Source organism: Cetobacterium sp. 2G large, from assembly GCF_014250655.1.
GTDB classification, from domain to species: domain Bacteria; phylum Fusobacteriota; class Fusobacteriia; order Fusobacteriales; family Fusobacteriaceae; genus Cetobacterium_A; species Cetobacterium_A somerae.
Genome location: NZ_JACHTH010000005.1, coordinates 1,001,655 through 1,026,893 on the forward strand (window position 1 = coordinate 1,001,655; position 25,239 = coordinate 1,026,893).

Annotated in this window: 24 protein-coding genes, 1 tRNA gene and 1 riboswitch; of the genes, 10 read left to right on the plus strand and 15 right to left on the minus strand. The window is 28.0% G+C overall.

Translation table 11 applies throughout. The annotated features are described in order from the left end of the window. Nucleotides 1–57: 57 nt before the first annotated feature. From H5J23_RS07650 to H5J23_RS07670, 5 genes are read right to left on the minus strand one after another with little or no spacing between them, the layout of a single operon-like run. Nucleotides 58–1,230 carry a hypothetical protein gene (locus H5J23_RS07650; RefSeq protein WP_185891663.1) on the minus strand — a complete coding sequence of 391 codons (1,173 nt, stop codon included), beginning with the start codon at nucleotides 1,228–1,230 and terminating at the stop codon, nucleotides 58–60. A 20-nt stretch (nucleotides 1,231–1,250) separates the two neighbouring features. After that, nucleotides 1,251–2,216 (minus strand): methyltransferase domain-containing protein, encoded by a 966-nt coding sequence (locus H5J23_RS07655; RefSeq protein WP_185891665.1) that lies wholly within the window; start codon nucleotides 2,214–2,216, stop codon nucleotides 1,251–1,253. Between the two features lie 32 nt (nucleotides 2,217–2,248). Continuing rightward, complete coding sequence (locus tag H5J23_RS07660; protein WP_185891667.1) at nucleotides 2,249–2,725, minus strand: nucleoside recognition domain-containing protein; 477 nt, start codon at nucleotides 2,723–2,725, stop codon at nucleotides 2,249–2,251. A gap of 11 nt (nucleotides 2,726–2,736) precedes the next feature. After that, on the minus strand, nucleotides 2,737–3,384 hold the full coding sequence (locus H5J23_RS07665; protein WP_185891668.1) for a nucleoside recognition domain-containing protein: 648 nt from the start codon (nucleotides 3,382–3,384) through the stop codon (nucleotides 2,737–2,739). A gap of 26 nt (nucleotides 3,385–3,410) precedes the next feature. Continuing rightward, nucleotides 3,411–4,583, minus strand: a complete 1,173-nt coding sequence (locus tag H5J23_RS07670; protein WP_185891670.1) for a M20/M25/M40 family metallo-hydrolase — start codon at nucleotides 4,581–4,583, stop codon at nucleotides 3,411–3,413. 409 nt (nucleotides 4,584–4,992) lie between these two features. Here H5J23_RS07670 and H5J23_RS07675 point away from each other — a divergent pair, with 409 nt between their 5' ends. Continuing rightward, nucleotides 4,993–5,586: a sigma-70 family RNA polymerase sigma factor gene (locus H5J23_RS07675; protein ID WP_040407159.1), complete on the plus strand. Its 594-nt coding sequence runs from the start codon at nucleotides 4,993–4,995 to the stop codon at nucleotides 5,584–5,586. Between the two features lie 37 nt (nucleotides 5,587–5,623). Here H5J23_RS07675 and H5J23_RS07680 read toward each other — a convergent pair whose 3' ends face one another. After that, nucleotides 5,624–6,493 carry an FMN-binding protein gene (locus tag H5J23_RS07680; RefSeq protein ID WP_185891672.1) on the minus strand — a complete coding sequence of 290 codons (870 nt, stop codon included), beginning with the start codon at nucleotides 6,491–6,493 and terminating at the stop codon, nucleotides 5,624–5,626. Between the two features lie 264 nt (nucleotides 6,494–6,757). On the opposite strand from H5J23_RS07680, the gene H5J23_RS07685 reads away from it, so the two are divergent. The 3 genes from H5J23_RS07685 to H5J23_RS07695 all read left to right on the plus strand — a co-directional run bounded on the left by H5J23_RS07685 (nucleotide 6,758) and on the right by H5J23_RS07695 (nucleotide 9,893). Beyond that, complete coding sequence (locus tag H5J23_RS07685) at nucleotides 6,758–7,237, plus strand: nucleoside deaminase (RefSeq protein WP_185891673.1); 480 nt, start codon at nucleotides 6,758–6,760, stop codon at nucleotides 7,235–7,237. After that, a riboswitch (purine riboswitch) is annotated at nucleotides 7,224–7,323 on the plus strand. Its footprint overlaps the gene before it by 14 nt. Continuing rightward, complete coding sequence (locus H5J23_RS07690; RefSeq protein WP_255494365.1) at nucleotides 7,324–8,532, plus strand: ABC transporter ATP-binding protein; 1,209 nt, start codon at nucleotides 7,324–7,326, stop codon at nucleotides 8,530–8,532. Between the two features lie 146 nt (nucleotides 8,533–8,678). Continuing rightward, nucleotides 8,679–9,893, plus strand: a complete 1,215-nt coding sequence (locus H5J23_RS07695; protein WP_185891675.1) for a dicarboxylate/amino acid:cation symporter — start codon at nucleotides 8,679–8,681, stop codon at nucleotides 9,891–9,893. 9 nt (nucleotides 9,894–9,902) lie between these two features. On the opposite strand, the gene H5J23_RS07700 is transcribed toward H5J23_RS07695, so the two are convergent. Next, nucleotides 9,903–11,585, minus strand: a complete 1,683-nt coding sequence (locus H5J23_RS07700) for a cation:proton antiporter (protein WP_185891677.1) — start codon at nucleotides 11,583–11,585, stop codon at nucleotides 9,903–9,905. A 10-nt stretch (nucleotides 11,586–11,595) separates the two neighbouring features. Beyond that, nucleotides 11,596–12,339: a hypothetical protein gene (locus H5J23_RS07705; protein WP_023050652.1), complete on the minus strand. Its 744-nt coding sequence runs from the start codon at nucleotides 12,337–12,339 to the stop codon at nucleotides 11,596–11,598. 176 nt (nucleotides 12,340–12,515) lie between these two features. Between H5J23_RS07705 and H5J23_RS07710 the strand changes: the two genes are divergently transcribed. After that, nucleotides 12,516–14,069, plus strand: a complete 1,554-nt coding sequence (locus H5J23_RS07710) for a Na/Pi cotransporter family protein (RefSeq protein WP_185891679.1) — start codon at nucleotides 12,516–12,518, stop codon at nucleotides 14,067–14,069. A gap of 57 nt (nucleotides 14,070–14,126) precedes the next feature. Here the strand turns inward: H5J23_RS07710 and H5J23_RS07715 are convergent, their stop codons facing one another. The 6 genes from H5J23_RS07715 to H5J23_RS07740 form a co-directional block, all read right to left on the minus strand. Continuing rightward, nucleotides 14,127–15,026, minus strand: a complete 900-nt coding sequence (locus H5J23_RS07715; protein WP_185891681.1) for a L,D-transpeptidase — start codon at nucleotides 15,024–15,026, stop codon at nucleotides 14,127–14,129. Between the two features lie 21 nt (nucleotides 15,027–15,047). After that, complete coding sequence (gshAB, locus tag H5J23_RS07720; RefSeq protein ID WP_185891682.1) at nucleotides 15,048–17,375, minus strand: bifunctional glutamate--cysteine ligase GshA/glutathione synthetase GshB; 2,328 nt, start codon at nucleotides 17,373–17,375, stop codon at nucleotides 15,048–15,050. Next, complete coding sequence (locus H5J23_RS07725) at nucleotides 17,372–18,694, minus strand: MATE family efflux transporter (protein WP_040407178.1); 1,323 nt, start codon at nucleotides 18,692–18,694, stop codon at nucleotides 17,372–17,374. The genes gshAB and H5J23_RS07725 overlap by 4 nt, the downstream gene beginning before the upstream one ends. 116 nt (nucleotides 18,695–18,810) lie before the next feature. Continuing rightward, nucleotides 18,811–19,503 (minus strand): TIGR00266 family protein, encoded by a 693-nt coding sequence (locus tag H5J23_RS07730; protein WP_185891684.1) that lies wholly within the window; start codon nucleotides 19,501–19,503, stop codon nucleotides 18,811–18,813. 147 nt (nucleotides 19,504–19,650) lie between these two features. Further along, a complete protein-coding gene (locus tag H5J23_RS07735) occupies nucleotides 19,651–21,048 on the minus strand; it encodes a hypothetical protein (protein ID WP_185891686.1) in 1,398 nt (465 codons plus the stop codon). Nucleotides 21,049–21,145: 97 nt separating this feature from the next. Then, nucleotides 21,146–21,232 (minus strand) — tRNA-Leu (locus H5J23_RS07740). Between the two features lie 140 nt (nucleotides 21,233–21,372). Between H5J23_RS07740 and H5J23_RS07745 the strand changes: the two genes are divergently transcribed. The 5 genes from H5J23_RS07745 (at nucleotide 21,373) to H5J23_RS07765 (ending at nucleotide 24,407) form a co-directional block, all read left to right on the plus strand. After that, nucleotides 21,373–21,630 (plus strand): glycine zipper domain-containing protein, encoded by a 258-nt coding sequence (locus H5J23_RS07745; protein ID WP_023051618.1) that lies wholly within the window; start codon nucleotides 21,373–21,375, stop codon nucleotides 21,628–21,630. Between the two features lie 14 nt (nucleotides 21,631–21,644). Next, complete coding sequence (locus H5J23_RS07750; RefSeq protein ID WP_023051619.1) at nucleotides 21,645–22,091, plus strand: hypothetical protein; 447 nt, start codon at nucleotides 21,645–21,647, stop codon at nucleotides 22,089–22,091. A 308-nt stretch (nucleotides 22,092–22,399) separates the two neighbouring features. Next, nucleotides 22,400–23,161, plus strand: a complete 762-nt coding sequence (locus H5J23_RS07755; RefSeq protein ID WP_185891688.1) for an amino acid ABC transporter substrate-binding protein — start codon at nucleotides 22,400–22,402, stop codon at nucleotides 23,159–23,161. A 26-nt stretch (nucleotides 23,162–23,187) separates the two neighbouring features. Beyond that, nucleotides 23,188–23,814: an amino acid ABC transporter permease gene (locus H5J23_RS07760; protein WP_023051621.1), complete on the plus strand. Its 627-nt coding sequence runs from the start codon at nucleotides 23,188–23,190 to the stop codon at nucleotides 23,812–23,814. After that, a complete protein-coding gene (locus H5J23_RS07765; protein WP_023051622.1) occupies nucleotides 23,814–24,407 on the plus strand; it encodes an amino acid ABC transporter ATP-binding protein in 594 nt (197 codons plus the stop codon). The genes H5J23_RS07760 and H5J23_RS07765 overlap by 1 nt, the downstream gene beginning before the upstream one ends. Nucleotides 24,408–24,414: 7 nt before the next feature. Here the strand turns inward: H5J23_RS07765 and H5J23_RS07770 are convergent, their stop codons facing one another. Further along, nucleotides 24,415–25,209 (minus strand): PhzF family phenazine biosynthesis protein, encoded by a 795-nt coding sequence (locus H5J23_RS07770; protein ID WP_185891689.1) that lies wholly within the window; start codon nucleotides 25,207–25,209, stop codon nucleotides 24,415–24,417. Nucleotides 25,210–25,239 lie beyond the last annotated feature (30 nt).

A 25,239-nucleotide genomic window follows, 5' to 3' on the forward strand; every position in this document is an offset into this window, starting at 1 on the left:
ATAATTTTTAAATATAAAAACGGCTAAACTTCAAAAGTTTAACCGCTTCTCTATATATTATAAAAATTCTAAACAATACCCCGCTACTACCACAGACAGCGTTGTTACAGAAACTAATCCTGAGACTACATATGCTGGTCCTATTTTTTCCATAATAGCTTTATATTCTAAATCTGTTTCAGCTACTGCTAAAGATATCTCTTGAGCTACAAGTAAGGTTGCTGGAAATCCCAAAAGCTGAGCCATAGCAATTCCCATAGATATATTTCTAGATCCAATTATTTTCCAAGTTGGCAAAATATACATAGTTATAAAACTTCCTATAACCAAAGCTCCAAACACAACTATTAAATGCCATCCTAAAGAAAGTAAATCTGTTGTTGTTATTTTTGCCAAAGAGGGAATTATTCCCGCAAAAACAGCTATAGTTATAAATCCTGAAGCCTTTCCGTGATCTAAAATTTTCTCTGGAACAACCCCATAGTGAGAAAGTGTAGCACCTATAATTAGACACCATATTGTATTATTTATACTAGTTAAATCTTGTAATAAAAACCCAATGTAAGCTCCTAAAGTTGTTATTCCAAAGCAAACAAAAGGGGTAAAATATGCTTTATTTTTTTCTGAAAATCTTATCTTTTTTCTTTCGTCATCTATTTCATTTTTAATCTCATTTTGTAGACTAAAGTTTTCTCTATGTTTTTTCACTATATTTTTTGCTTCTTTTAATCCATAGTAAGAAGCTATTGGTGTACCTACAAATTTTTGTAAAGCGTATATCAATGTACCAAATGCAGCTGCCATTGGAAATCCTTTTTCTAACGCTCCGCTAACCATTATATTTGTAGCAACAATTCCTCCATTTATTATAGGAACTGCTACTAAAGTTGAATTTTTACCAATTATCGGTATTGCTAACATCATAAACCCAATAGCTCCAAACATTGAAATCATTGAAACTAAAACTGTTCTCCACTCTGATTTCAATTGTTTGAAATTTACCATTGTTCCCATTCCAAAAACCAAAATAGGACTAGCCCAACGACCAACTTTTGTTAAACCAGATATTTCAACAATATCAACTGGTATTATTTTCAACATAAATAGTATTAAAAAAATAAGTAAAGCTACAAATATTGATGATAACTTAGCTTTTGTAAAAACACTTAATACATCCCCAATAGCAAATATACATATTATAATTGCTAACATTAATAACATCTCTTTCATTTATTACCTCTTTTTCTATTTTAGAAGTTTTTAAAATTTATAGCCTTAATTGTCACCATATTTTGAATGAACTCTATGGTATCATTTTCCAATTTTAAATCACTCCCCATTGAAATCCCATTTAAAGCTAACCCTTTTAATAAATTAAATAATATCTTGTCACTATCTTCAAAATTTGCCATTTTTATCCAGTCTTTATAATTTCTTTTAACCTCAAATTTCTCCACTTCAAATCCACCAAAATCAAAATCTTTTAAAAGTTCTTTTAACTCCTTTAATGTAAAAAATTTATTATGAGAAAAATCTCTGATTTTTTCACAAGTATTTTGTAAAATCTGATCTCCCTCATTTGATGAACTATATATATCAACTACTATAATCTCCCCAAAAGGTTTTAATATTCTTTTTAATATTTGCATAACTCTACTTATATCATGAAAATGATGAAAGGAAAGAACGCATACTATTGTGTCGAAAAAGTTATCTGGAAATTCTGTATTGTGGATATCCCCCTTTATAGCATTTATATTTTTTATCTCTCTTTTTTTTATTTTAGCTTTTAAACTGTTAATCATACCATTACTTATATCTAGAGCAACTATCTCCTTTGCTTTATCTGCAAGACTTAAAGATAACAAACCTGTTCCACACCCTAAATCTAAAACTCTTTTATCTTTAAATGGATATCCTATATTTAATATTCTACTTAAATATGTATTATCTGTTAAAAGAGTGTATTCGTTATAACCACTTGCTTGTTTATCAAAAGATCTTTTCACTTTTTCTAAATAAAGATCTGTATCTTGTAAAAAATCATAACCTAATGCTATATATATCTTTTTTTCTGAAGTAGCCGATATTGTTTCCCCATTTTCAAAACGACTTATAGTTCTTATATTTAATCCAGTTACTCTAGCTAAATCTCTTTGCGTCATTTTTCTTTTTTTTCTAAGTTCAACAACGCTCTCAAAATCCTTTTCAATCATATTATCCCTCTCTTTACCAGAGATCAATTAAATTAATAAAATTTTAATATCACTCTCATTAAAAGCATCACTATAACTGCATCGATAAGAGGAATGATTAATAGTAACTTGTGATATTTTTTTGCCACATCTGAAACTAAAACTATTCTAGCAAAATGTCCTACTAAAGTTCCCATTATTATAACAGTTGGAAATAGTATAGTTGCTTGTTCTTGATTTATAAGTCCTTGTTCATAAAGAAGTAGTGCACTTGCTGCTCCTGCTGCCTTAGCAAAAAAAGCTGCTATTAGAGCTACTGTTGCTTCTCCTGGTAATCCAAAGATTGCCATTACAGGAGATAGATACTTTCCTATTATTGGCATCATCCCTGTTACTGTCAATATTGCTATTAAAGCATATGCCATAACCATTGCTGGAGCTATTAATTCTAATCCTATATAAAGACCTTTTTTAGCTCCTTTCATAAATGTTTCTACTACACTAACCTGTTTTGTATTTGATGTACTCACTAAATTTCCTCCTAAGCAAATGCTTTATCTTTTTTCGCTTCTTTTTGATTTAATCTTTTACAGTAAAGTCTTACTATATTTGCTCCTATAATTTTTACTACAATTTGAATAAGAATAATTAATCCAACTGGAACAATTGAAACTGCTATAAGTGGTGCTCCTCCAGTTAAAGTATTGTTTATTACTCCTGATCCTGCATATTGGTAGGCTACAAAAATCGCTCTTTGATCATCTGTTATCTCATCATTTTCAAAATGTTCTTTTGTCATTACAGCTCCTACATCTGAAGATGTAAATGTACTTACAAATGTTAATCCAACTACACCAGGTAAACCCATTAAAGGTTTTAAAAGTGGTGTAAATATTTTTGATGCTACTCTTAATCCACCTAGTTCTTGAGCAACTTCAATAAGTCCTAAAGCTAACATTGTTGTAGGAATAAGTGTTAACGCAAATAAAAAACCCTCTTTTGCTCCAGTTCCACCAGCGCCTCTAAAATCTAGTTTTCCAGATACCTTTCCAAAACTTCCTGCTAACGTATTAAAGTCAAGTGCTCTTAAAGGTCCCTCAGCTTTTTGAAATGCTCCTGAAAATATCATTATTAGCATAACCAATGATATCCATGCTATTATATTTTTTTTAGTATTATTGTTATTCATTTTTTTATTTCCTTTCTTTTTATTTTTTATTTAAAATCTTTTGGTATATTTAAAACAGTTGCAACTAATAGTTTTGCCCTTTCCTCTAAAGAACTTACAACAGCTCTTTCCTCTAAAGTGTGATTAGCATACCCTCTAACTCCTATTGCACAAACAGTTGGTACTCCTGCCATAACACTGTACGCTGCATCAGATGCCCCTCCTAATACACACTCTTTTGGTTCTACAAAACCTAATTCTAAAGATGCTTGTTTTACTAATTCAAACAATCTCATATTTCTCTCTGTTTTTTCCATAGGATGCATTAAAGATACTGTTTCTAAAATTGCTGTAGTTCCTTCTACATATGATGTATTTGTAATATCTTCTAAAACTTTTTGAGCTACCTCTACATCTTTGTTTGTTCTAAATCTTACATCTATTTGAAGTTCACAATCAGCTGGAATACTATTTGCAACTGTTCCACCCTTTATAACTCCAACATTGTAAGTTATCCCATCATAGTTTGTTAACTTTTCTAAGTTAATAGTTTTATAAGCAGCTTCTTTTATAGCACTTATTCCATTTTGAGGCTCATTTCCTGCATGAGCTCCTTTTCCTGTTATTTTTATTTTATAAACTGCTCCACCTTTACGTCCTACAGCTATTCTTCCATCTACAAATCCAGTTTCACAATCAAAAGCTGCTGCAAATCCTTTTACTTCATTTAAAAATACATCTGCTCCTTTTCCTAAAGATGTAGAGTGTTGAATCTCCTCATCTCCTGAATAAACGAGCTTTATCTCTCTATCTATTCCTATATGCTTTAACGCTTGAGCAGCTAAAAATCCTACAACTACCCCACCTTTACAATCTAGAACTCCTGGTCCATAAATAATTCCATCCTCTATTTTAACCGGGTTCTCTCCAAACCTTCCTTTTTTATGAACAGTATCCACATGACCCATAAATGCTACACCAGGAAGAATATTTTCTCCTTTATAAGAAGCTACCAAACTATTTCCACTTCCTTCGAAGTCATATATTTTTGTTTCCATCCCTGCTTTTGAAAACTCTTTTTCTAAATACGACTGAACTTTATCAATCTCTTCAAAGTCATAAGAGTATGATTCCATTTTACAAATATTTTCCCACAGTAATCTCATCTCATCACTTTTATTGTCTATAAAACTAAAAGCTTTCTCTAAATTATTTCTCATTATTTTGCACCCTCCAGTTCCTATTAGTTTTTACTCTCCTATTATATTTTCAAAAAAATAATTGTCCACTTTTTTTTTCCAAGCCTCATTCTACAAGCCATTGTCGTGTCTCTTTCCATATACTGTCTATAAATTGTCTCTAGAAATTGAAATTAATTATTATACAATTTTTATTCTATCTTTCCTTTTTTTTTATTTTTTTATTCTTTTAACAAAAGTTTTTTTAATACACTAAAATAGTAGTTATTTAGTTCGCCTTGCAAACACTAGCTTTCCGATTTTCAAAAAATGTGTTTATATATCAAAAAATAAATAAAAAAAGAAAAATTTGGAATATTTATTTTCTTTTACTTTTTTGATATCATTACAGAGTAAGAAACATATCAAAGAAAGTCGGGGGACGAAAGCCATGATAGAAATTAGAGACATTAAATTAGCACAACAAGGAGACGAGGAAGCTACTGAAAAGATTTTCCACGAGTATCAATCTTCAATCTTAAGAAACAATCGTAAATTTTTCTTAAAAGGTGCAGAATCAGACGATTTACTACAAGAAGGTTATATCGGCCTTATGAAAGCGATTAAATCTTATGATGAAACAAAAAACGCATGTTTTAACACTTTTGCAAATCTATGTATTAGAAGACAGATTATAACAGCTGTAAAAACACATAGTTCTGCTAAATATCAAAACTTAAACTCTGCTGTTATGGGAGAAGAGTATGTTGGATTTGAAGAGGTTACTAAGTATAACGCTCCATCTATAAACTTCTATAATCCTGAAGAGATTGTTTTAGGAAAAGAGTTAGTTAAACTTTTAGAAAATTTCTTAGTTGAAAATTTAAGTGATTTAGAGAAAAAAGTGTTCTATTATTTATGTAAAGAGTATTCATATATTGAAATTGCTGAAACATTAGATGAAACTCCAAAGAAAATAGACAACACTATTCAAAGAATTAAAAAGAAAATACTAAACTATTTAGGAACTTATGTTGAAAAATAGTTATTAAAACAAAAGTGTGAGAAAATCTCACACTTTTTTACTTTAATACTTTATCTTTTTCTAATTCATTTTTCATTTTTTCTGCTAGTTTTAAATAGTTATCCCAAGCAGTATTTCTTCTTGTAAATCCACTTTGTTTATAATTTCCTGATTTTTCAGTAGCTGGTAAATCTGTTAAATCTAAAAGGTTTTGTGTTTTTACAACTTTGTCATTTAAAGCATCCATCTGTACATTAAATCCAATACGAGATGGCTCATCATACATAATACTCCAATATTTTGATTGTCTATAAAACTCTTTTAAATTTTTATCTTTTATCTCGTCTTTAGTATCTGCAAATATTTCATCATATCTACACTCTATTATTTTACCTTTCTCAACAATAACTTTTAAAACTCCTGTTAGACCATTGCCAAAGTTTTCTGAAACGCTATAATATTTAGAGTTAGATTTTTTATCCATTTGAGAGTTTAATTTTTCTGCTAGTGGAACCATAGATTGTTGAATACTATTTGATGCCCCTGCTACCATATCAAAAGTTCCCGTTAATCTTTGCTCTTTTATCATTTGATTTTCAGCAACTAAAACTCCCTCTATCCAAGCTACTCCACTTTTTTCTGCCATTGAAAAATTGTATGGTGATAATCTTTTTGATACATTTTGATAAAAACGATTATAATAGTTAGGTCTTGTTAACTCATTAAACTCTACATGAACTAACTTACCATTATTTTTTACTACTTCTAAAGTTCCTAAATGTCCTTGACGAAATCTCTCTTCAATTTTGTAATAATCACCTTTTACAACTCCATCTTTAGGTTGAACTGTCCAATTAGGAACTTTTATTTCACTCATAGAAAGTGATGATACCAATGTTAACATACTTAATAAAAATATTTTTTTCACTTTACCCTCCAAAACTTTTTTCTACAAATAGTATACTTGTATTTTAAAGTAAGTCAAGATTTTAATTGACAAATGTAAAATTTTCGGATATTATTACTGTATAAATTAAATAAAGTTGTACTTTAGTGCAACATGGCGCCCACAAGAGACTCATTAGGTTGTTTTATAATAGCTCATCTTGCTAGGGTGAAGTGTATCGTTAGCAAAGGTAATCCTAGGATTACCTTTTTTTATTTATTATTTTTTATCAGGAGGAATTTTATTATGGATCACAAACTTTACTTAAGAAGATGTATTGAAATTGCAGATGAAGCAATTGCTAGTGGAAATAATCCATTTGGAGCACTTCTAGTAGATTCTAAAGGAGATATTATCGTAGAATCTGGAAATATCGAAATTACTGAAAAAGATTGTACAGGTCATGCTGAAACAACAGTTATGAGGAAAGCTACTAAACTTTATTCTAAGGAGTTTTTATGGGATTGTACTCTTTACACAACTGCTGAGCCTTGTTGTATGTGTACTGGAGCTATCTATTGGGGAAATGTCGGAAGAGTAGTATTTGGAATAACAGAAAAACAACTTCTTGAGCTTACTGGTAGCCATGAGAAAAACCCTACCTTTGACGTTCCGTGTAGAGAGGTTTTAGCTAAAGGACAAAAAAATATCGAAGTTATCGGTCCAATTGATGATGCTGTTTTACAAGAAGAGATAGTTAAGATACATAGAACTTTCTGGAAATAGATTGTTTAGTATAAAGTTGATAATAGGGATCAAATGTTTCTACAGGCAGCCGTAAATTGCCTACTACTAAAAAAATCGGAGGAATTTTGAACAATAGAAAAAGTATTAAAAGTCGTGAAAAAATGAGAGAACAGCAAAGATACTTAGGAGAATTAAGTGGATATGTAGAGGAGATGCTCATGGGAGAAGCTGAAGTTAAATCCTTTACTTATGAAGAAAATGCTATTAAAAATTTTAAAAGTCTCAATGAAAAATATAAGGAGAATGCTATTAAAGCATATTTTTTTACAGGTTTTAGTTATCCCTCTTTAAACTATATAGGAAATATAGGATATGCCCTTATAGTACTTATTGGATCTATTTTTATTTTAAATAATGAAATTACCTTAGGTGGTCTTTCGAGTTTTATAATCTATTCTAGAATGTTTAATCGACCAATAGCTAATATCTCAGATGTTTATAGTATTATTCAAACTGTTCTTGTTAGTGCTGAAAGATTCTTCACTTTAGTCAACCAAGATGAAGAAAAGGAAACAGGAGATAAAAAAGTAATTCTAGAGCAAGCAAAGGGTGATATACAATTTATAGATGTAACATTTGGATATCAAAAAGAACAAAAGATTATTGACAAATTTACCTTTGAAGCTAAACCTGGAAATATGATTGCAATAGTTGGACCTACTGGAGCTGGAAAAACTACTATAACTAATCTTTTAATGAGATTTTACGATATTGATTCTGGTAAAATTATAATTGATGGAATAGATATAAGAAGGTATTCAAGAGGTGAACTGAGAAAACTCTTCGGAATGGTGCTTCAGGATACTTGGATTTTTACAGGCACTATTAAAGAAAACATAGTTTATGGAAATGAAAATGTTACTGAGGCAGAGATTATAAATGCAACAAAACTAGCTTGTGCTCATGATTTTATTATAAAACTATCTCAAGGTTATGAAACAAAAATTAGTGAAGATAATATAACTTTATCCCAAGGTCAAAAACAACTTATTACTATAGCTCGTGCTATTTTAAGAAATCCTCGATTTCTTATTTTAGATGAAGCTACAAGTGGGGTAGATACAAGAACAGAGATGAGACTTCAAAAAGCTATGGAAAACTTGATTCATGGAAGAACTAGCTTTGTCATAGCACATCGTTTATCTACTATAAAAAGTGCTAATCTTATTTTAGTTATAAAAGATGGAAAAATAGAGGAGCAAGGTACACATAAAGAACTCATGGATAAAAAAGGATTCTATTACACAATGTTTAACGAACAATATACAAATTAAAAAAGCAGTTAGTAAAAACTAACTGCTTTTTATATATTCTTATTTTTGAAAAACTTTTTTCAATATTTTTAAAATTAAAATTTTACTTTTTATTTATAATGTGATAAAATTAACAATATAATTTTACAAATAGGAGAAAAAATTTTATGAAGAAACTTAGTAACAGTACAACTATAATTATTTCTATGTTTTTAGGTATAATTGCTGGAATTCTTTTACAGGATAAGGCAGCTATATTTGCACCATTGGGAGATATATTTTTAAAATTAATTACAATGCTTATAGTTCCACTAGTATTTTTTAACATCATTCTTGGAGCAATATCTTTAGGTAAAACAAAATCCGCTGGAAAAGTTGGACTTTTAACTTTAGGATACTATTTATTTACATCGTGTATCGCTGTTATTATTGGAATTGGAGCTGGATATATATTCAATCCTGGAGTGGGAGTTATAGTTCCTGCATCACTACTAGCAAAAGAGGGTGCCTATGCAGGTGCGAACTCTGGATTAGATTTTTGGGGAACTATTATCAATATAATACCTGATAATCCTTTTAAATCATTAATCGAAGGAAATATTTTACAAATTATTTTCTTTTCACTATTCTTTGGACTATGTTTATCTAAAGTATCTGATGAAAAACAAAAACCAATTATAGATCTTTTAGAAACAGTTAATGAAACTTTAATAAAAATGATTGAAAAGATTCTTCTTTTAGCTCCACTTGGTGTTTTTGCACTGATGGCTAACTCTATTGCACTTTTTGGTATCAATATACTTTTATTAGTTACAAAATTATTTTTAGTATTCTCTTTAGCTCTTGGTTTAATACATTTTATTATGTTACCAGGGTTTGTTAAACTGTTTACTGGAATATCACCAATTAAATTTATTAAGAAAACTGCTCCTGCACAGATTTTAGCATTTTCAACTGCTTCATCTATGGCCACACTGCCAGTTAATACTGAGTGTTGTAAAAAACTTGGAGTAAAAAACTCAACTGCTTCATTTATATTACCTTTGGGAGCTACTGTTAATATGAATGGAAATGCTATGCTTTATGGACTTGTAACAATGTTCTTTGCTCAGATGTTTGGAGTAGATCTTGGGCCAAGTGAATATGTAGCAATAGTTCTTACATCTGTTCTTGGAGCTGTTGGAACTGCTGGAGTTCCTGGTCCATCACTGCTTGTTGTTGCTGTTTTAGCTGCTGCTGGTGTTCCTGTTATAGCTCTTCCACTAGTATTTGGAATTGACAGAATAATGGATATGATGAGAACTTCTACTAACATCTTAGGAGATGCTTCATGTGCAGTTATTATGGAAAGCATATTAAACAAAGAAAAAGAGGTTATATAACCTCTTTTTTTAATCTGACAATATTTTTGTTATATAATCCTCAATGTTTTTCTCTGTAGCTAACTCATCTAACCCTTTTATTTCATCACATTTTTTAGAAAAATTTGTAATTTTTTTTACAACTTTAATTTGATTTTCCTGTTCCTCTCTTGAAGTTAATATTAAAAATATATTTTTAGTTAATTTCCCATCTAATGAGTTCCAGTTTATAGGATTTTCCAAACGTGCATATATTATTTTAGTTTTAGTTTCATCCTCTATATTTCCTTTGGGAATAGCTATACTATTCTGTAATCCAGAACAAACAATATCCTCTCTGTCCAAAACATTTTCTAAAATATTAGCTTCTCTATATTCTAATTTCAATAAATCTAAGAGTTTACTAATTGCTTGCTCTTTATATTGAGCTTCTAACTTTATACCTGGATACACTAATACTTCGAAACTCTCTAAATAATTAAAACGCTTAGATGCAATTGCTAACCAAGGACCATTAATTATAGATGATAAAATTGCTGCAAAAACTATGGCTACAAAAAGTTCTTTATTTAATAATCCAAAGCTTAAAGCTATCAAACTTACAACTATATGCATCTCTCCTCCAGGAGTATGAGCTATTGAGATTATATTTCTATACTTTATATTCTTCGATAAAGTTGAACCAATCCATGCTCCTAAATATCTTCCTGTAACACCTACAAGTGTTATAAAAAGAGCTAAAAACAGATTAAAACTTTCAAAGAAATTAATCTTAAGTCCTATATTTACAAAGAACAGAGACGCAAATATAGAGTAGACAAAATTATGTACAGTATTTCTAGCACTTTTTGTAAAAATTGGTGAATCTCCAGCTACAATTCCAGCTATAAAAAAACCAAAAAGTGTATGAATACCAATCTCTAAAGTTATCAGTCCAAAAACAACTCCAGTTGATATTAAAACAGCTAATACTCCTTGAACCCCATCACTATCTTGATTTACAACTTTTGAAAAAAGCCAGTTTACAACTTTTTTTCCTATATTTAAAGCTAAAAATGTAAATACACCTGTATAAAGAGTTATCTTTACAGCTATCTCCCAATCAAAAAATTTCATTGAAAAAAGAGAAAGTAAAAGAGTAAATACAATCCAACCTATAATATCGTTAATTGTTAGTGCTGATATTATTAAAAATCCCAAATCACTTTTCATTATTCCAACTTCTCTTAAAGCTCTAATAGCTATGGGCAGAGCACTTATAGTCATAATAACTGAGATAAAAAATGAGGTTATAAACTTATTATCACTAAATTCAAAATACCTACTTGGTAAAAAATATATGAAAGCCATTGAAAATACTATCGGTATTATTATATCCAAAATTGAAATTACTAAAGCATTTTTCCTTTGTTTCCAAATACTTGAAAAATCTACCTCTATTCCAGTTGATAAAAGAACTAAAAATAGTCCAAACCATCCTAATGTATCTAACATAGCTACTTGAACAAGATTTTGGGGAAATATAAAGTTATATATTTTAGGAAAAAATGACCCTAATATAGTGGGACCTAAAATAATACCTACTAATAGATCTCCTGTTATAGTTGGCTGATTATTTTTTTTCAAAAAACTGTTTACAAAATTTGTTAATATAAAGATTATAGAAAGCTGAAGTAGTAAATAAAATATATTAGCCTCATCTATTCCTATCATGTTACGCCTCCTAACTTATAAATATATTAGTCTTTACTCTCTCTAAAATTTGTACTCCTAATTTATTCATAACTTTTTCTAGAAAAAATCTTTTACTTAAATTTCCCATTATTAATAGATCTTCCTCATCTATTTTTTCAATAAATTCATTTAAACTATTCTCTTTTGGAAAATACTTATAAAGTTCAACTTTTATATTTTTACTCTCTATTAGCTCAATTAAACTGTGATCTAATTCAGTATAATTCCATGTTAATACATCTATTTTTTTTATATCCTCTTTATAAAAGTTTAAATAAAAATCATGAAAACTTTTATTTATTTTTACTCCATTATCACTTGTTAATACAACATTATCAAAGCTTAACTTCTTTCCCTTTAAAATAATCATTGGTTTATATAGCTTCTTTAAAATTTCTAATATAAAGTTATTTAATCCAGGTTCTTCACTGATTAGGATAATATCAGTAGTTTTCAACAACTCTTTTACTGAATTACTATTTTCATCTATTAAAGATATATACTCATCTGTTAAATTTTCCTCTCTTAATTTTATGTTTAAATTTTTAAAAAATTTATCCTCAACTTTATTAACTATATCTTTTAAATTATCTTTACTTAAATCAATAATTGCAGGATTTACCATATATACTGGTTTTATAACATAACCATAATTTTCTTTTAAAAATTTACAACTTTCTATTAGATAGTTTAAATCATTTGTATTTTTAAAAATAACCATCGCTTTTTTCATTTTTCCTCCCTGCCATACGTTTTAAAATTATACTTATTTTATTTATTACTTTAGAATAAATAATAATCTTTTTTTATTTAGGCCTTTTTACAAGGATTTTTATTTTTTCACTTGAAAAATTATATCAAGAAAAACTTTTAACTAGATGCTTACTATAATAAAAATGTGAGGTGCGTATGATTTGGGCTATTTTAATTGATTTCATAGGAAGTTTAGGAATATTTTTATATGCACTAGAATTAGTGTCAAAGGAAAGTCAAAAAGTTTTTGGAGAAAATATAAAAGAATATTTAAAAAGATTAACTGAAAATAAATATAAGGCTATTGCTACAGGAGCTATTGTAACAGGTATAGTTCAGTCCTCTTCAGTTGTATCAGTTTTAATTGTTAACTTAGTAAATTCAGGAATTTTAAATTTAAGAGATTCAATAGGATTAATTTTAGGAACGAATATAGGAACTACAGCAACAGGATGGATATTTAGCATTAAAATAACAACTTTTTCAATACCTCTAATAGCTGTGGGTAGTATAATTTATTTTTTCTCAAATAAAGAGGTCGAGAAATCAAAAGGAAAGTTTATCTTTGGATTTGGGTTGCTACTTTTAGGGCTTCAATATATGAGTAGCTCTATAAACCCACTGAGAAATGATCCTAACTTTATAGCTCTTTTTACACTTTTCAAAGCTGACACATATTTTAATATAATAAAAGTTGTTGCCATAGGAACAGCTGTAACAGCTATAATTCAATCCTCCTCAGCAGCAGTGGGAATTATTTTAACACTTGGTCTTCAAGGATTAATAAATTTAGAAACAATATTAGCTTTAATATTAGGAGCAAACATAGGAACAACTATAACTCCTATTATATCATCTTTAAACAGCAGTTATGAGGCTAAAAGAACAGCCATACTTTGTTTTTTTGTAAAGTTTATTTTAGCTATATTTTTTATTCTAGTATTTCCTGCCTATGTAAAGATTGTAGAAATTTTAACAGCATCTAGTGGTGTAGCAATAAAAACTGCAGTGGCAAATACTTTTGTAAATGTAGTAAATACTATTATATTTTTACCTTTTTTTGGAACGATAGAAAGAGTATTTTCTAATATTTATAAAGGTAAGATTGATAAAGTATCCATTTCAGAGACAGAATTAAATACATTTTTAGAGATAACATCAAATACAATGATAAACATCTTTAACAAAGAGATAATAAAAGTTATGAATATTATTGAAGATATTTTTTCAAAAAATGAAGAGAGTGAAAGCTATAAAAAAATAGTGCTAATAGATAACGAGATTACGGAATACTTTATTTTAAAATCAGGTACTTTAGAAAAAAATATAGATAGTTTTAAAATATATCGTTATATTAAAATTTTATCTGAATTAAAAGCCATTGCTAAATATTTACTAAAAATAAAGAAAAATTTATCAAAAGAGAATCAAAAAAAAGAGATTACAAATTTTTATAAAATCTTAAATATTATCTTTAATGATATTAGAGAATCTTATGAGGATAAGAAAAATAATGGATTAGACGATACTTTAGAAAATATAACGTTTTTAGAAAAAGAGATAGTAGCTTTTCAAGAAAAAGAGACAAGTTTAGAAAATTTAAAAATATTAACACTATATAAGCGAGTAATAGTTCACTTTAGAGATTTAGTAAAATTATATATAGAAATTAAAGATATCAAATTTATAAAAAAGAGCTTTAGAGTTTAGTCAACTTTAAAGCTCTTTTTCTTTAATAACTTTCTTATCCCATATTTAAATTATAAATTATTCAATGATAACAATAAGAGTTCTAAGGGGTTTTACCCACTCGTAAACATATTTAGCATGAGATGAAGCGTTTCTAACACACATTCTAGATCTAGGTGTTGACCCTAAAGTTGGAGAGTATTCAATAATCTCTGTTCTAGGTAGCTCTACAGGTATTCCATGAATATATCCTCCACCTGAAAATCTAGTTGCATATGGTGCAAATCCAGCAATTTCAGATGAGCTTCCTAGTTTTAAATAGTTCATCCTAGGTTTTTTATCTTGAACAACAAAAGTTCCTAATGGTGTTGGATAGTTGTGAGGTAACTTATCTAACCCTGTAGTAGCTGGATTCATACTTCTAATTAACCAAACATCGTCATTTTTCTGTAAAGTAACTATATTCTGATTTTTTCTGTCTATAAATATTAATTTATCTGTAGGTTCATTTAATATCTGTTTTACATACCTCTTTGGAGTCCACCACTCTCCATCTATACCCTCTATTTTTATTTTTACAAAACCATCCTTTTCTTCTATAATCCCCACTAAAGATCCATCCCATCCATATCTTAATGGTTTTTTATCTAACGATTCATATAGTGGTATACCTTGATATCTTCTAACACCATATTTATCTCTTTCTGGGGATGTTAAAAAACTTTCTAATTGAGCTGGATTACCATTTGAATTTTTAAAATTTCTTAAAGTTCCTATTTTAGGATATTCACTTTTAAATCTCTCTATGGCTGATATTTTATTCTCAATTTTTTCCCATTGAAACTCTCTAGATGTATTTTTATATTTATAAAAATTTTCTAAAGTGTATTTATTATAAGTTAACTCTTTTTTTAAAATAACTTCATTTGAAAAAGTTAAACTAAATAAAGTAAAAAGACCGATGATTATTTTTTTCATAATATCCCTCCTTCTAAATAGTTATTCTTCAATATATCCCAATGCTTTTAATATCTTTTCTCCTAGGTTTCTATTCTTTCCCTTATATGGATAGCAGTGAATGTGTATTGCTGGATTAAAATTTAACTCTATTATAGCGTAGTTATCAATTGGATTTGGATTTTTTATATCCTCTATCATCATATCTACCCCGCATATTTTAGCTCCCACAGCCTTTGATGCTTTTATAGCAATCTTTTTATAAGCATCTAAAATATCATCAGTATAATCTAAACTATCCCCTCCTGTGCTTATATTTGAATTTTCTCTTAGGTATACAACTTCATCCTTTTTAGGAATATACTCTATAGTTAATCCCTGTCCTTTTAAAAATAGTTTTTCTGGGTCTTCCAATCTTATCTTCTCTAAAGGAGTTTTATATCCAATACCCCTTAATGGATCTAAATTTTTCTCTTCTACAAGCTCTTTTATGCTTCTCTCTCCATCTCCTTTTACATTAGCAGGAACTCTATGTAAAATACCAACTACTTCATCCCCTATAACAAAAATTCTATACTCTTTTCCTTTTATAAATCTCTCTATAAGAATTGAATTATCCTCTTTAAAAGCTATTTCCAATGCTTTTTCATAATCCTCTTTTGAAAACTCCTCTTTAAATATTGTAATACCAAGTCCAAAATTTGTAGACTTAGGTTTTATAACTATTCCAGCTCCATATTTTCTATAATCACTTTTAGCCTCTTCAATATTAAAATAATCTTTTCCTTGAGGAACTATAATATTCTCTTTTTCCAAAACTTTTTTTGTTACAACCTTGTTCTCCATAATAAGCATAGTCACATATGAATCTAAAGATGTTTTAGTAGCTTGTTTCACATACTCCACTTTCTTATCTTTTTCCAAAACTATAAAATTCTCATCTCTATCTAAAATTTCAAACTTAACTCCATTTTTTATAGCTGCTTTTAGAAGTATTTGGGTAGATAACTCTAGATCTTCAAAACCTTTAAGAGTATATGGTGTTTTTTTCATTTCATTTAAAAATTCTTTTGCTTTATCTATATGAAACTTTACAAATCCCTTTTGCTTCACCTCTTTTAAGACTAAATCTGAATATAATCTATTTGATAAAATCTTATTTTTTTGATACTGCAAAACTTTCTCATCCTTATTTGTAAAGGCTCCTATAGCTTTTAAGTGCCTTTCTATCTCCTCTAAAATAACTATTGAATACTCTTTTGGAGAAACATTTTTATCCTCACAACAAATTAACCTAAATTCATCTGAATTACCCTTATTAGCAAGAATCTCTTGATTTTTTAAATATCTAAAATAGTCCTTTTCTTCAAAAGGTTCGTCATCTTTTAAAAATAGAAAAAGTATAAATAGATGTAAAAACTCTAAATCTGTTTTCTCTATACCTATCTCTGAAAAAGGATTTAAATCTATTGATCTAAACTCTAAATATTCAATTCCACTGTTTTTTAACTCTAGCAATATCTCTTTAGGATTTTTTGTTTTTAACCTAATTGGACTATAGTACTCTTTTGCACTTGAAATACTCTCTTTTTCTATTAATCTTTCTAAACTTTCAACATATTTATCTACACTTTCATAATTTACAAAAAAATCTTTTTCATTTCTATAACCACAGCTACCATTTCTAAAAGAAACCAAATCTTCAAAGTAGTATGTATCCTCTGTAAATTTTTTCATTTTGTCTATACATTTTTGAAGGTATGTCTCATGAATAACAGGGCTTGCACCTAATAGATATATAATCATCCAACCATATTTAAAATAATTTCTAGATATTTTTAAATAAATATTATTTTTAAACTCTTTAAATGATGTTTTCTCCTTAGATAACTCATATAACTCCTTTAAAAATTCATCGTCAAAAGAAAAATTAAAATGTATTCCTGATAAAAGTTGTTTTTTTCTACCATATTTTAATGCTAACTTTTCCCTATATTTCTCCAACTCTTTATTTTGAGGAAACTTTCCAAGTGGAATTAACTCCTCAGATGGTAATATCGGAGGTACACTTTGAGACCATAAATATTCATCTTTTAAATTTGTTGCAACTATCTCATGAATATTTCTTAAAAAATCATAGGCCTTTTCTACACTACTCTCTGTAGGAGTAATCATCTCTATTTGGCTTTCAGAAAAATCTACTGTTATATATGGATTTTTTATTTTATCTCCAAAAAATTTAGGATGATTAGTTAGTACTAACTCTCCATTTTCATTCACTCTTAAACTCTCTTTTTCAATACCAAATCTTCCTTTTTTTATATCTAAACCTAAACTATTTTCTTTTATAATTTTTTCTATTGTATTCATTTTTTATCAACTCCCTCATTTAAGTATTTTTTAAAAATCAATGGTGATAAAACTCCCTTTACTACACTTGACAATGATATACTTATCCAAACTCCATTTAATCCAAAATACTCTTCTTTTGATAAAATTAGAGCAGCTGGTATTCTTAAAGATGTAAATATTATACTTATTATCGATGGAACTTTAGGTTTTCCCACCCCACTAAAAGCACCATTTGTTACAATTTCATAACACATAAATAGTTGAGATAATCCAATTATTCTCATATAATTTATTGCTATCTCAACAGTTTCTGGTTTTTCTACAAATATTCTAACTAGATATTCTGGGAAAAATACAAATACTCCAGTTGTTACAACTCCAATTCCTGTACAAAGATGCATTGCTTTTTTATATCCCATTTTTATTCTATTTTCTAGACCTGCTCCATAATTTTGACCTATAAAACTCGAAATTGCTCCTTGTAATCCAGCTATAGTCATAAAAGTTATAGACTCAATTTGAAGTCCTATCTTTTGTGCTGCAATTGCATCTGGTCCCCACTGAGATATAATTTTTGCAATAGTTATTCCAAATCCAGTAAACAATACTCTTTGAAGAGCAATAGGGGTTCCTAAAGACATCATCTCTTTCATCTTACTCCAACTTTTAGATATATAGCTTTCAACTTTAAAATAATCTTTTGATTTTTTTACAAATAAATATGTATTAATTCCCTCTGCTAGAACTGTAGCTATAGCTGCTCCTGCCACTCCCCAATCAAACACAAAAATAAATATAGGATCTAAAATTATATTTAAAATAACTCCTACACTACTTATTTTAAAAGGTAGTTTACTTTCTCCATAGCTATTTAAAATTCTTGTATATAAAAAGTTAAAAAACTTAAAAATTAATCCTATTCCACCAATAATTAGGTATATTTGAGCCATTTTTTCAACTTCATTTTCTAAGTTAAAAAATCTTACTAAATTTTTTGAAAAAATTATAATTGGAAGAATGAATGATACTGCCATTAAAAAATTTAATGTACATGATGCTTTTATATACTCTTTGGTATTTTCAATATCCTTTGCTCCTATTACATGAGAAATCTTTATTCCAGCTCCTATTACAATCATTGAGTTGATTGCATAACCTAAATTTATAAAAAAACTAGCTGTTCCAACTGCTGCTACAGCATTGCTTCCTATTTTGCCCACCCAAAACATATCTACCAATCCATATATCATCTGTAAAAATGATGACCCCATTATTGGAAAAGCTAATGAGAGTAATATTTTTTTTATATCTCCTGTTGTTAAATCTACTTTTTTCATAAAATCTCCTTCAAAGTATATTAGTTTTTTCTAATATGAATTTAACACTTTTTCATATCTTTGTCAAACTAATTAAAATAAAAAAAGATGTGATTTCTCACATCTTTACGAAACACTTAGTTTTTATCCTGCTTTGGGAATGGTATATAATCAACTAAAATATCTACAAAAGATTGAATATTTCTAGTTTGAATAATCACTTTTCCCTTTCCTTTAAAAGTATTTAATAGTCCCTCTCCAGATTTAAATCCAAATAGTCCACTTGCTATTTCTAATCTATAATCTAATGTCTCTTGCCAACATACTACATGCCCGTTGTCAATTTGAAAAGGTTGAGAACCATCTAGTTCTATTTCAATTAAATCTCCAAATCCATTAACTAAAAGCTCTCCCTCTCCTTTAGATTTTAAAATAAAGAAACCACCTGTTCCTCCTAAAATAGAGTTCAACAGTCTTTTTTGTCTAGTCGATGTATAATCAACTGAAGTATTACATGCTAAAAATGCTCCGTCATTAATATACCATTGATTTCCTGAAGATACATTTAAAACTTTTATATTTCCAAATCCCTTTGGAGCAACTGCAACTCTTCCTGAAGATTTAGCTGTAGCTACAGATGTAAAAAAACTCTCTCCTCCTAAAAAAGCTTTTCCTATTGCTGCAAAAAAACCTCCATTTACTTTCCCTTCTAAATTTATGCACCCATCTTTATAAACCATGCACCCTGGTTCTATTCTTATACTTTCTCCTCTTTCTAACTGAAATTCAACAAGAGAAGCGCTTGTTGATGATGTTTGAACTATTTTCAATTTTTTTCACCTCATATTTTTTTATAAATTGTATTAAATTTAATTTTATTATAATTTTATTATAATTTTAAAACTTTTTTAACTACTTTAGTAGTCTAAAGTTTATAAGTGTTAAAAGATAAAAATAATTAATCCCTAAAAAAGCCTCTAATTCGTAGAGGCTTTTCTCCTTTTTAAATGATTTTCTAAAATCTCCTCATGAATGCTCTCAACAATATCATTTAAATTAAGAATATTTATAATTTTTATATTTCCTTTTAAACTTGGTTCGTCACTTAATATTAAATCAAAATTGTTACTATAAAACTCTCTATTTATTTTATAAAAAAATGATGGTTCAACTGTAAACTCATAATTTTTAAAATGTCTTTTCAATTCATTTCTCAAAAAGCTATCATCTAATATATTTACTTCATTAAACAATAATAATATTTTCTTTAATTCTAATTTATTTTTATCTAAAATTATTTTTTTTAATATTTGAACTATAATAACTTTATCACTAAAGTACATTCCCATGTTTTCACTTTTTAAAATATTATTAAAAATATTTAAAATTATAGAATCAATATCTTTTAAATCGATTTTTTTAACTTTTAGTATTTTTCCTTCATATTTAAAAATTGAATAACAGAGCTTTTTTAATAACATTTTTTCATAAATACTTTTCATTTCCCCTAGATTAAAAACCTCTTTTATCTTAGGCATAAGCTTTTTTACTTTAGCTAAAACTTCAGGTTCAAATGGTACAGCACTACTTAAATTATTTGCTAAAAAGTAAAAAACTTGTTCCTGATATCTCAAATCAAAATCTTTTAAATGATTATTTAAACTATTTTTAAGGTTAACATACTCATCATAGTTACACTCTAACTTTAAATCTATCTCCTTAAATAATCTAGTACATACATGTAGAGCACATAAAAATGCTATTAAGAAACTACTTAAAGACATCTTATTCTCTTTAAAAACTTTTCCTAATTTAATTGTTAACTCTCTTGTATTATATATTTTTAAAACTTCATCTAAAAGATTGACTCTATTTAAAGAAAAATCTATTTTAAAAAAATACTTAACTAAAATTTTAAAAAAAAGATGTAAATCTTTAGGAGAAAGGTGGCATAACTCTATTCCTTTTCCATGAATATATACATATTTAGACCCATTTTTATTTAAGCTGTCTTTTACTTTTGTAAACAATCTAAAAATAGAACTTCTAGATAAATCTAATTTTTCTCGTTCCTCTTCTAAATTTATAAAACCATTGTGTATAAACTTTATATATAAGTAGTCATATATCTCATCAGATGTCATAAGTATTTTTCTATTAAAGAGTATCTCTTGCTGTTTTTTCGATAAAGAGATAATATATTTATTCTCATTCATCTCTATCTTTGGATATTTTTCCTCCTCTAAAAAGCTATTTATCTGTTTTATTGACTTACTTATTGAGCTTTTTTCTAAATTTAGATACATTGAAAGCTCTTCTAATACAAAGGTATCTTGAAGCAAAAGCATTAATATTTTAATATTTGTATCATTCATTTTCTTCCCCCACTGTTAAAAAAAAAATCATATATATTCTATTTAAATAATACTTTTTAGTAAAATTTCAATAAAACATATATGATTAAGAGCTTATTGGTGCCTGAGGGGGGACTCGAACCCCCAAGGTGCAAACACCGGCGGATTTTGAGTCCGCTACGTCTACCAATTCCGTCACTCAGGCCTTTCGTTGTTATTCTATACCAATTAGAGAGCTTTGTCAATAACTTTTATATTTTTTTAAAAGGAATATTCTAATTTTGTACGTAAATAACTTAAAGTTTAAAATCTAAATTTTTTAATAATTTTAAGGAGGTAACTTATATGCTTAAAAGATTTATCTTTTTATCAGTTTTACTCTCTGCTTTAGTTGGATGTGCTAATAATGGTATGTACAATACTCCAAGAGTTAGAGATGGTGCTTTAGGTGGAGCTGCTGTTGGTGCTCTTGCTGGTCAACTTATTGGTAGAAATACTGCTGGTACTTTAATTGGTGCTGGTATTGGTGCTCTTGCTGGAGCTGCTATCGGTCATGAAAGAGATGAACGAGCTTTTAGAAACTATTATAGAAATAGATATTAATTAGGAGGTTTTCAATGAAAAAAATATTATTATTTTTATTCTCTCTTACTCTTTCAGCTAGTCTTTTAGCTAATAGCGATAATTATAACTTTCCTAAATTAAAAGAAAAAATGGAAAAAGATGGTTATAAATTAGAGTATGTGAAAAAAGATGAAGGATTTAACTTTAAAAAAGGAGATTCTCATGTTGAAGTTACAGATTATAAAACATACGCTAAGTTAAATGATGCTATAGCTAACTCTATAAACTTATTAGAAGAAAAAGGATTTAAACTTGTTACACAAGAGTGTGACTTTGGAAATGGTATCTTAGTTTTTACTAATCCATCTATAAAAGACTATGCTTTTGTTCTATCTGCAAATTATAAAAAAAATATTATGTTAAATACTGGTGGTTCACCTAAAGATGTTGAGTTTTCTGTAAAAACTTTACAAGAAACTTTAAAACCAGTTAAAAAATAAAAATTTTTTTTATTTTTTCTTGACATATTAAAAATTTAGCAGTATTATTGTAAAATATAAAACAAAAAAAAATTTAGGAGGAAGATATGTCGCAATTGTTCGTTGTTTTAAACTCATTACATCATCATCATAGATATTAGAGTTTGTTCCTGTGAATTTTTCATAGATACAGACTCTTGTTGTATTGCAAACTTGAGTCTGTATCTATGATGACAACGAAAAAGAAAAATATCTCTTCTTTTAAAGCCATCTAGATACGTTCTAGGTGGCTTTTTTGTTTTTAATAATCTATATTAAGGAGGAATTTTATGAAAAAAATATTTAAACTTTTATTATTGACTTTCACTATATTTTCAATATCTTTTGCTAAGGATAATGCTTTAAAAAATCTTCAAGAAAAAGGAGAGATGGTTATTGGGCTTGACGATACTTTTGCTCCTATGGGATTTAGAGATGAAAAAGGAAATATCATTGGCTTTGATATTGATTTAGCTAATGAAGTTGCTAGTAGAATGGGAGTTAAAGCTGTCTTTAAACCATGCGAATGGGATGGAATAATATTTGATTTAAGAAGTAAAAAGATTGATTTAATTTGGAATGGTCTTACTATAACTCCTCAAAGAGAGCAACAAATAGCTTTTTCTACACCCTATTTTGATGATGATCAAATTGTTATTGTTAGAAATCCTAATATAAAATCTTTTGAAGATTTAAAAGGTAAAAATGTTGGTGTTCAATTAGGTAGTGCTTCATACTTTGCCTTTGAAAATTCACCTTTAGCTAAAACAACTGGTAAAGTTAATAAGTACTCTACGAATGTTGAAGCTCTTTTAGATTTAGAAGCAGGTAGAACTGATGCTGTTGTTATTGATGCTGTTGTCGGTAAATACTATGTTGCTAAAAAAGATGGCTTTGTTGTTTTAAATGAAATTTTAGACAAACAACAAATGGGAATTGGTATGAGAAAGCAAGATTTATCACTAAAAAATAAAATAGATGAAACTTTAGCTAATATGAAAGCCGACGGTTCATTTAATAAAATTTACCAAAAATGGTTTGGTAATAACTAAAACTTTATTTTAAGGAAGGATTATTTATGGAAAACAATTTATTTTATATACTACAAGGATTAACTCTAACTTTAAAACTTTACTTCTTTACTTTGATTTTATCTTTACCTTTAGGAATTTTACTTTCTCTTGGAAGAGTTTCAAAAAATAAGATATTAAATGTTGGAATTCAAATATACACATGGATATTTAGAGGAACACCTCTTTTATTACAACTTTTCTTCGTTTATTATGGCTTACCTGTTTTTGGAGTTGTTTTAGAACCTTTTCATGCAGCACTTATAACTTTTACAATTAATTATGCTGCATATATATCTGAAATTTTTAGAGGAAGTATTTTAGGAGTTGATTCTGGGCAATTTGAAGCTGCTCAAGTTTTAGGTTATAGTTATTGGCAAACTATGTTTAAAATAATTCTTCCACAGAGCTTAATTACAGCTTTACCAGCTCTTTCAAATGAAGCTATCGCTCTTATTAAAGATACATCTTTAGTTTCTGCTATTGGAATGGCTGAGATACTAAGAAATTCAAAAGAGATTGTTACAAGAGAGTTTACAATTACGCCATTTATTATATGTGCTGGAATCTACTTAGGATTATCAACTATTATTATTTTAATTTTAAAAAATATTGAGAAGAAGGTGACTATATAATGGCTATTCAAGTTAAAAATTTAAATAAATCTTTTGGAGAAAACAATGTTTTTAATAATTTAACTCTAGAAATAAAAAAAGGAGAAATCGTCTCAATTATTGGGCCTTCTGGAAAAGGAAAATCAACATTTTTAAGATGTCTAATTGGACTTGAAGAGTTTGGTTCTGGTGAAATTATATGCAATCGAAAAAAAATGGGTATGGTTTTTCAAAATTTTAACCTTTTTCCAAATAAAACAGTATTAGAAAATATTACTGAACCTCTTATATTAGTTGATAAAATTGAAAAGGCTACTGCCATTGAAAAAGCTAAAAAACTTCTAGAAAGAGTTGGATTATCTGATAAAGAAAATACTTATCCCAAATATCTTTCTGGTGGACAAAAACAAAGAGTCGCTATTGCTCGTGCTCTAGCAAAAGACCCTGAAGTTTTACTTTTTGATGAACCCACTTCAGCTTTAGATCCTTTTATGACTGCAGAGGTTTTAAAAGTTATTGAAGAGTTAAAAGATAATAAAGATATGACTATGGTCATTGTTAGCCATGAAATGGATTTTGTTAATAAAATCTCAACTAGAATAATTGAGTTTTAAGCTTTGCTTAAAACTCACTCCCTACATATATCTTACCATCAATAACTCTACCTGTTATTTTAGAACAAGCTCCATAGTTTTCTCCTTGAAAAAACTCCAAATAATCACTTTTATATCTTTCAATTGTATTTAAATATCCAAAAAGTGCTCCATTTGAACTTCCAGTTGCTGCCTCCTCATCTATTCCATAAAGTGGTGCAAAATTTCTACAATAAACTCTATTATTTTCAATAGTATATACATGATATCCCACTGCGCTATAATCTTTTGATATATACTTTATTTTTTCTAAATCAATCTTTAAATTATTTAATACCTTTCTATTTTTAACTGGAATTAATATATCTCTTAATCCACTATATCCAATAACTATTTCTAAATTCTCATGCAGCTCCTCATTTTTTACTCCTATGGAATTTAATATTTGCTCTATTTCTGATATCCCCTCTATTTTTATACTATCTTGTTCTAAAAATATCTCTCTTTTCTCTACTCTAACTTTTAAATCCTTAAAATTCAACCTTTCTATATACTCCCCCTCTTCAATAATACCAGTTTTTTTCAAAATGTAAAAAGCTCCTAAAGAAGCATGACCACAAAACTCTATTTCACACTGAGGAGTATAAAATTTTAATTCAAATATTTTTTCAGATATTTTTTTTACAAAAACTGTCTCTGAAAATCCCAACTCTTTAGCTTTTTTTTGACACTCATCTTTTAAAATATCCTCTTTTAACATTACTACTCCAGCTTTATTCCCACCTTTTCCATTATGTGTAAAAACATTAACTACAAACTCCATAACTCTCCTTTTTAAAAGTAAAAGGGTATA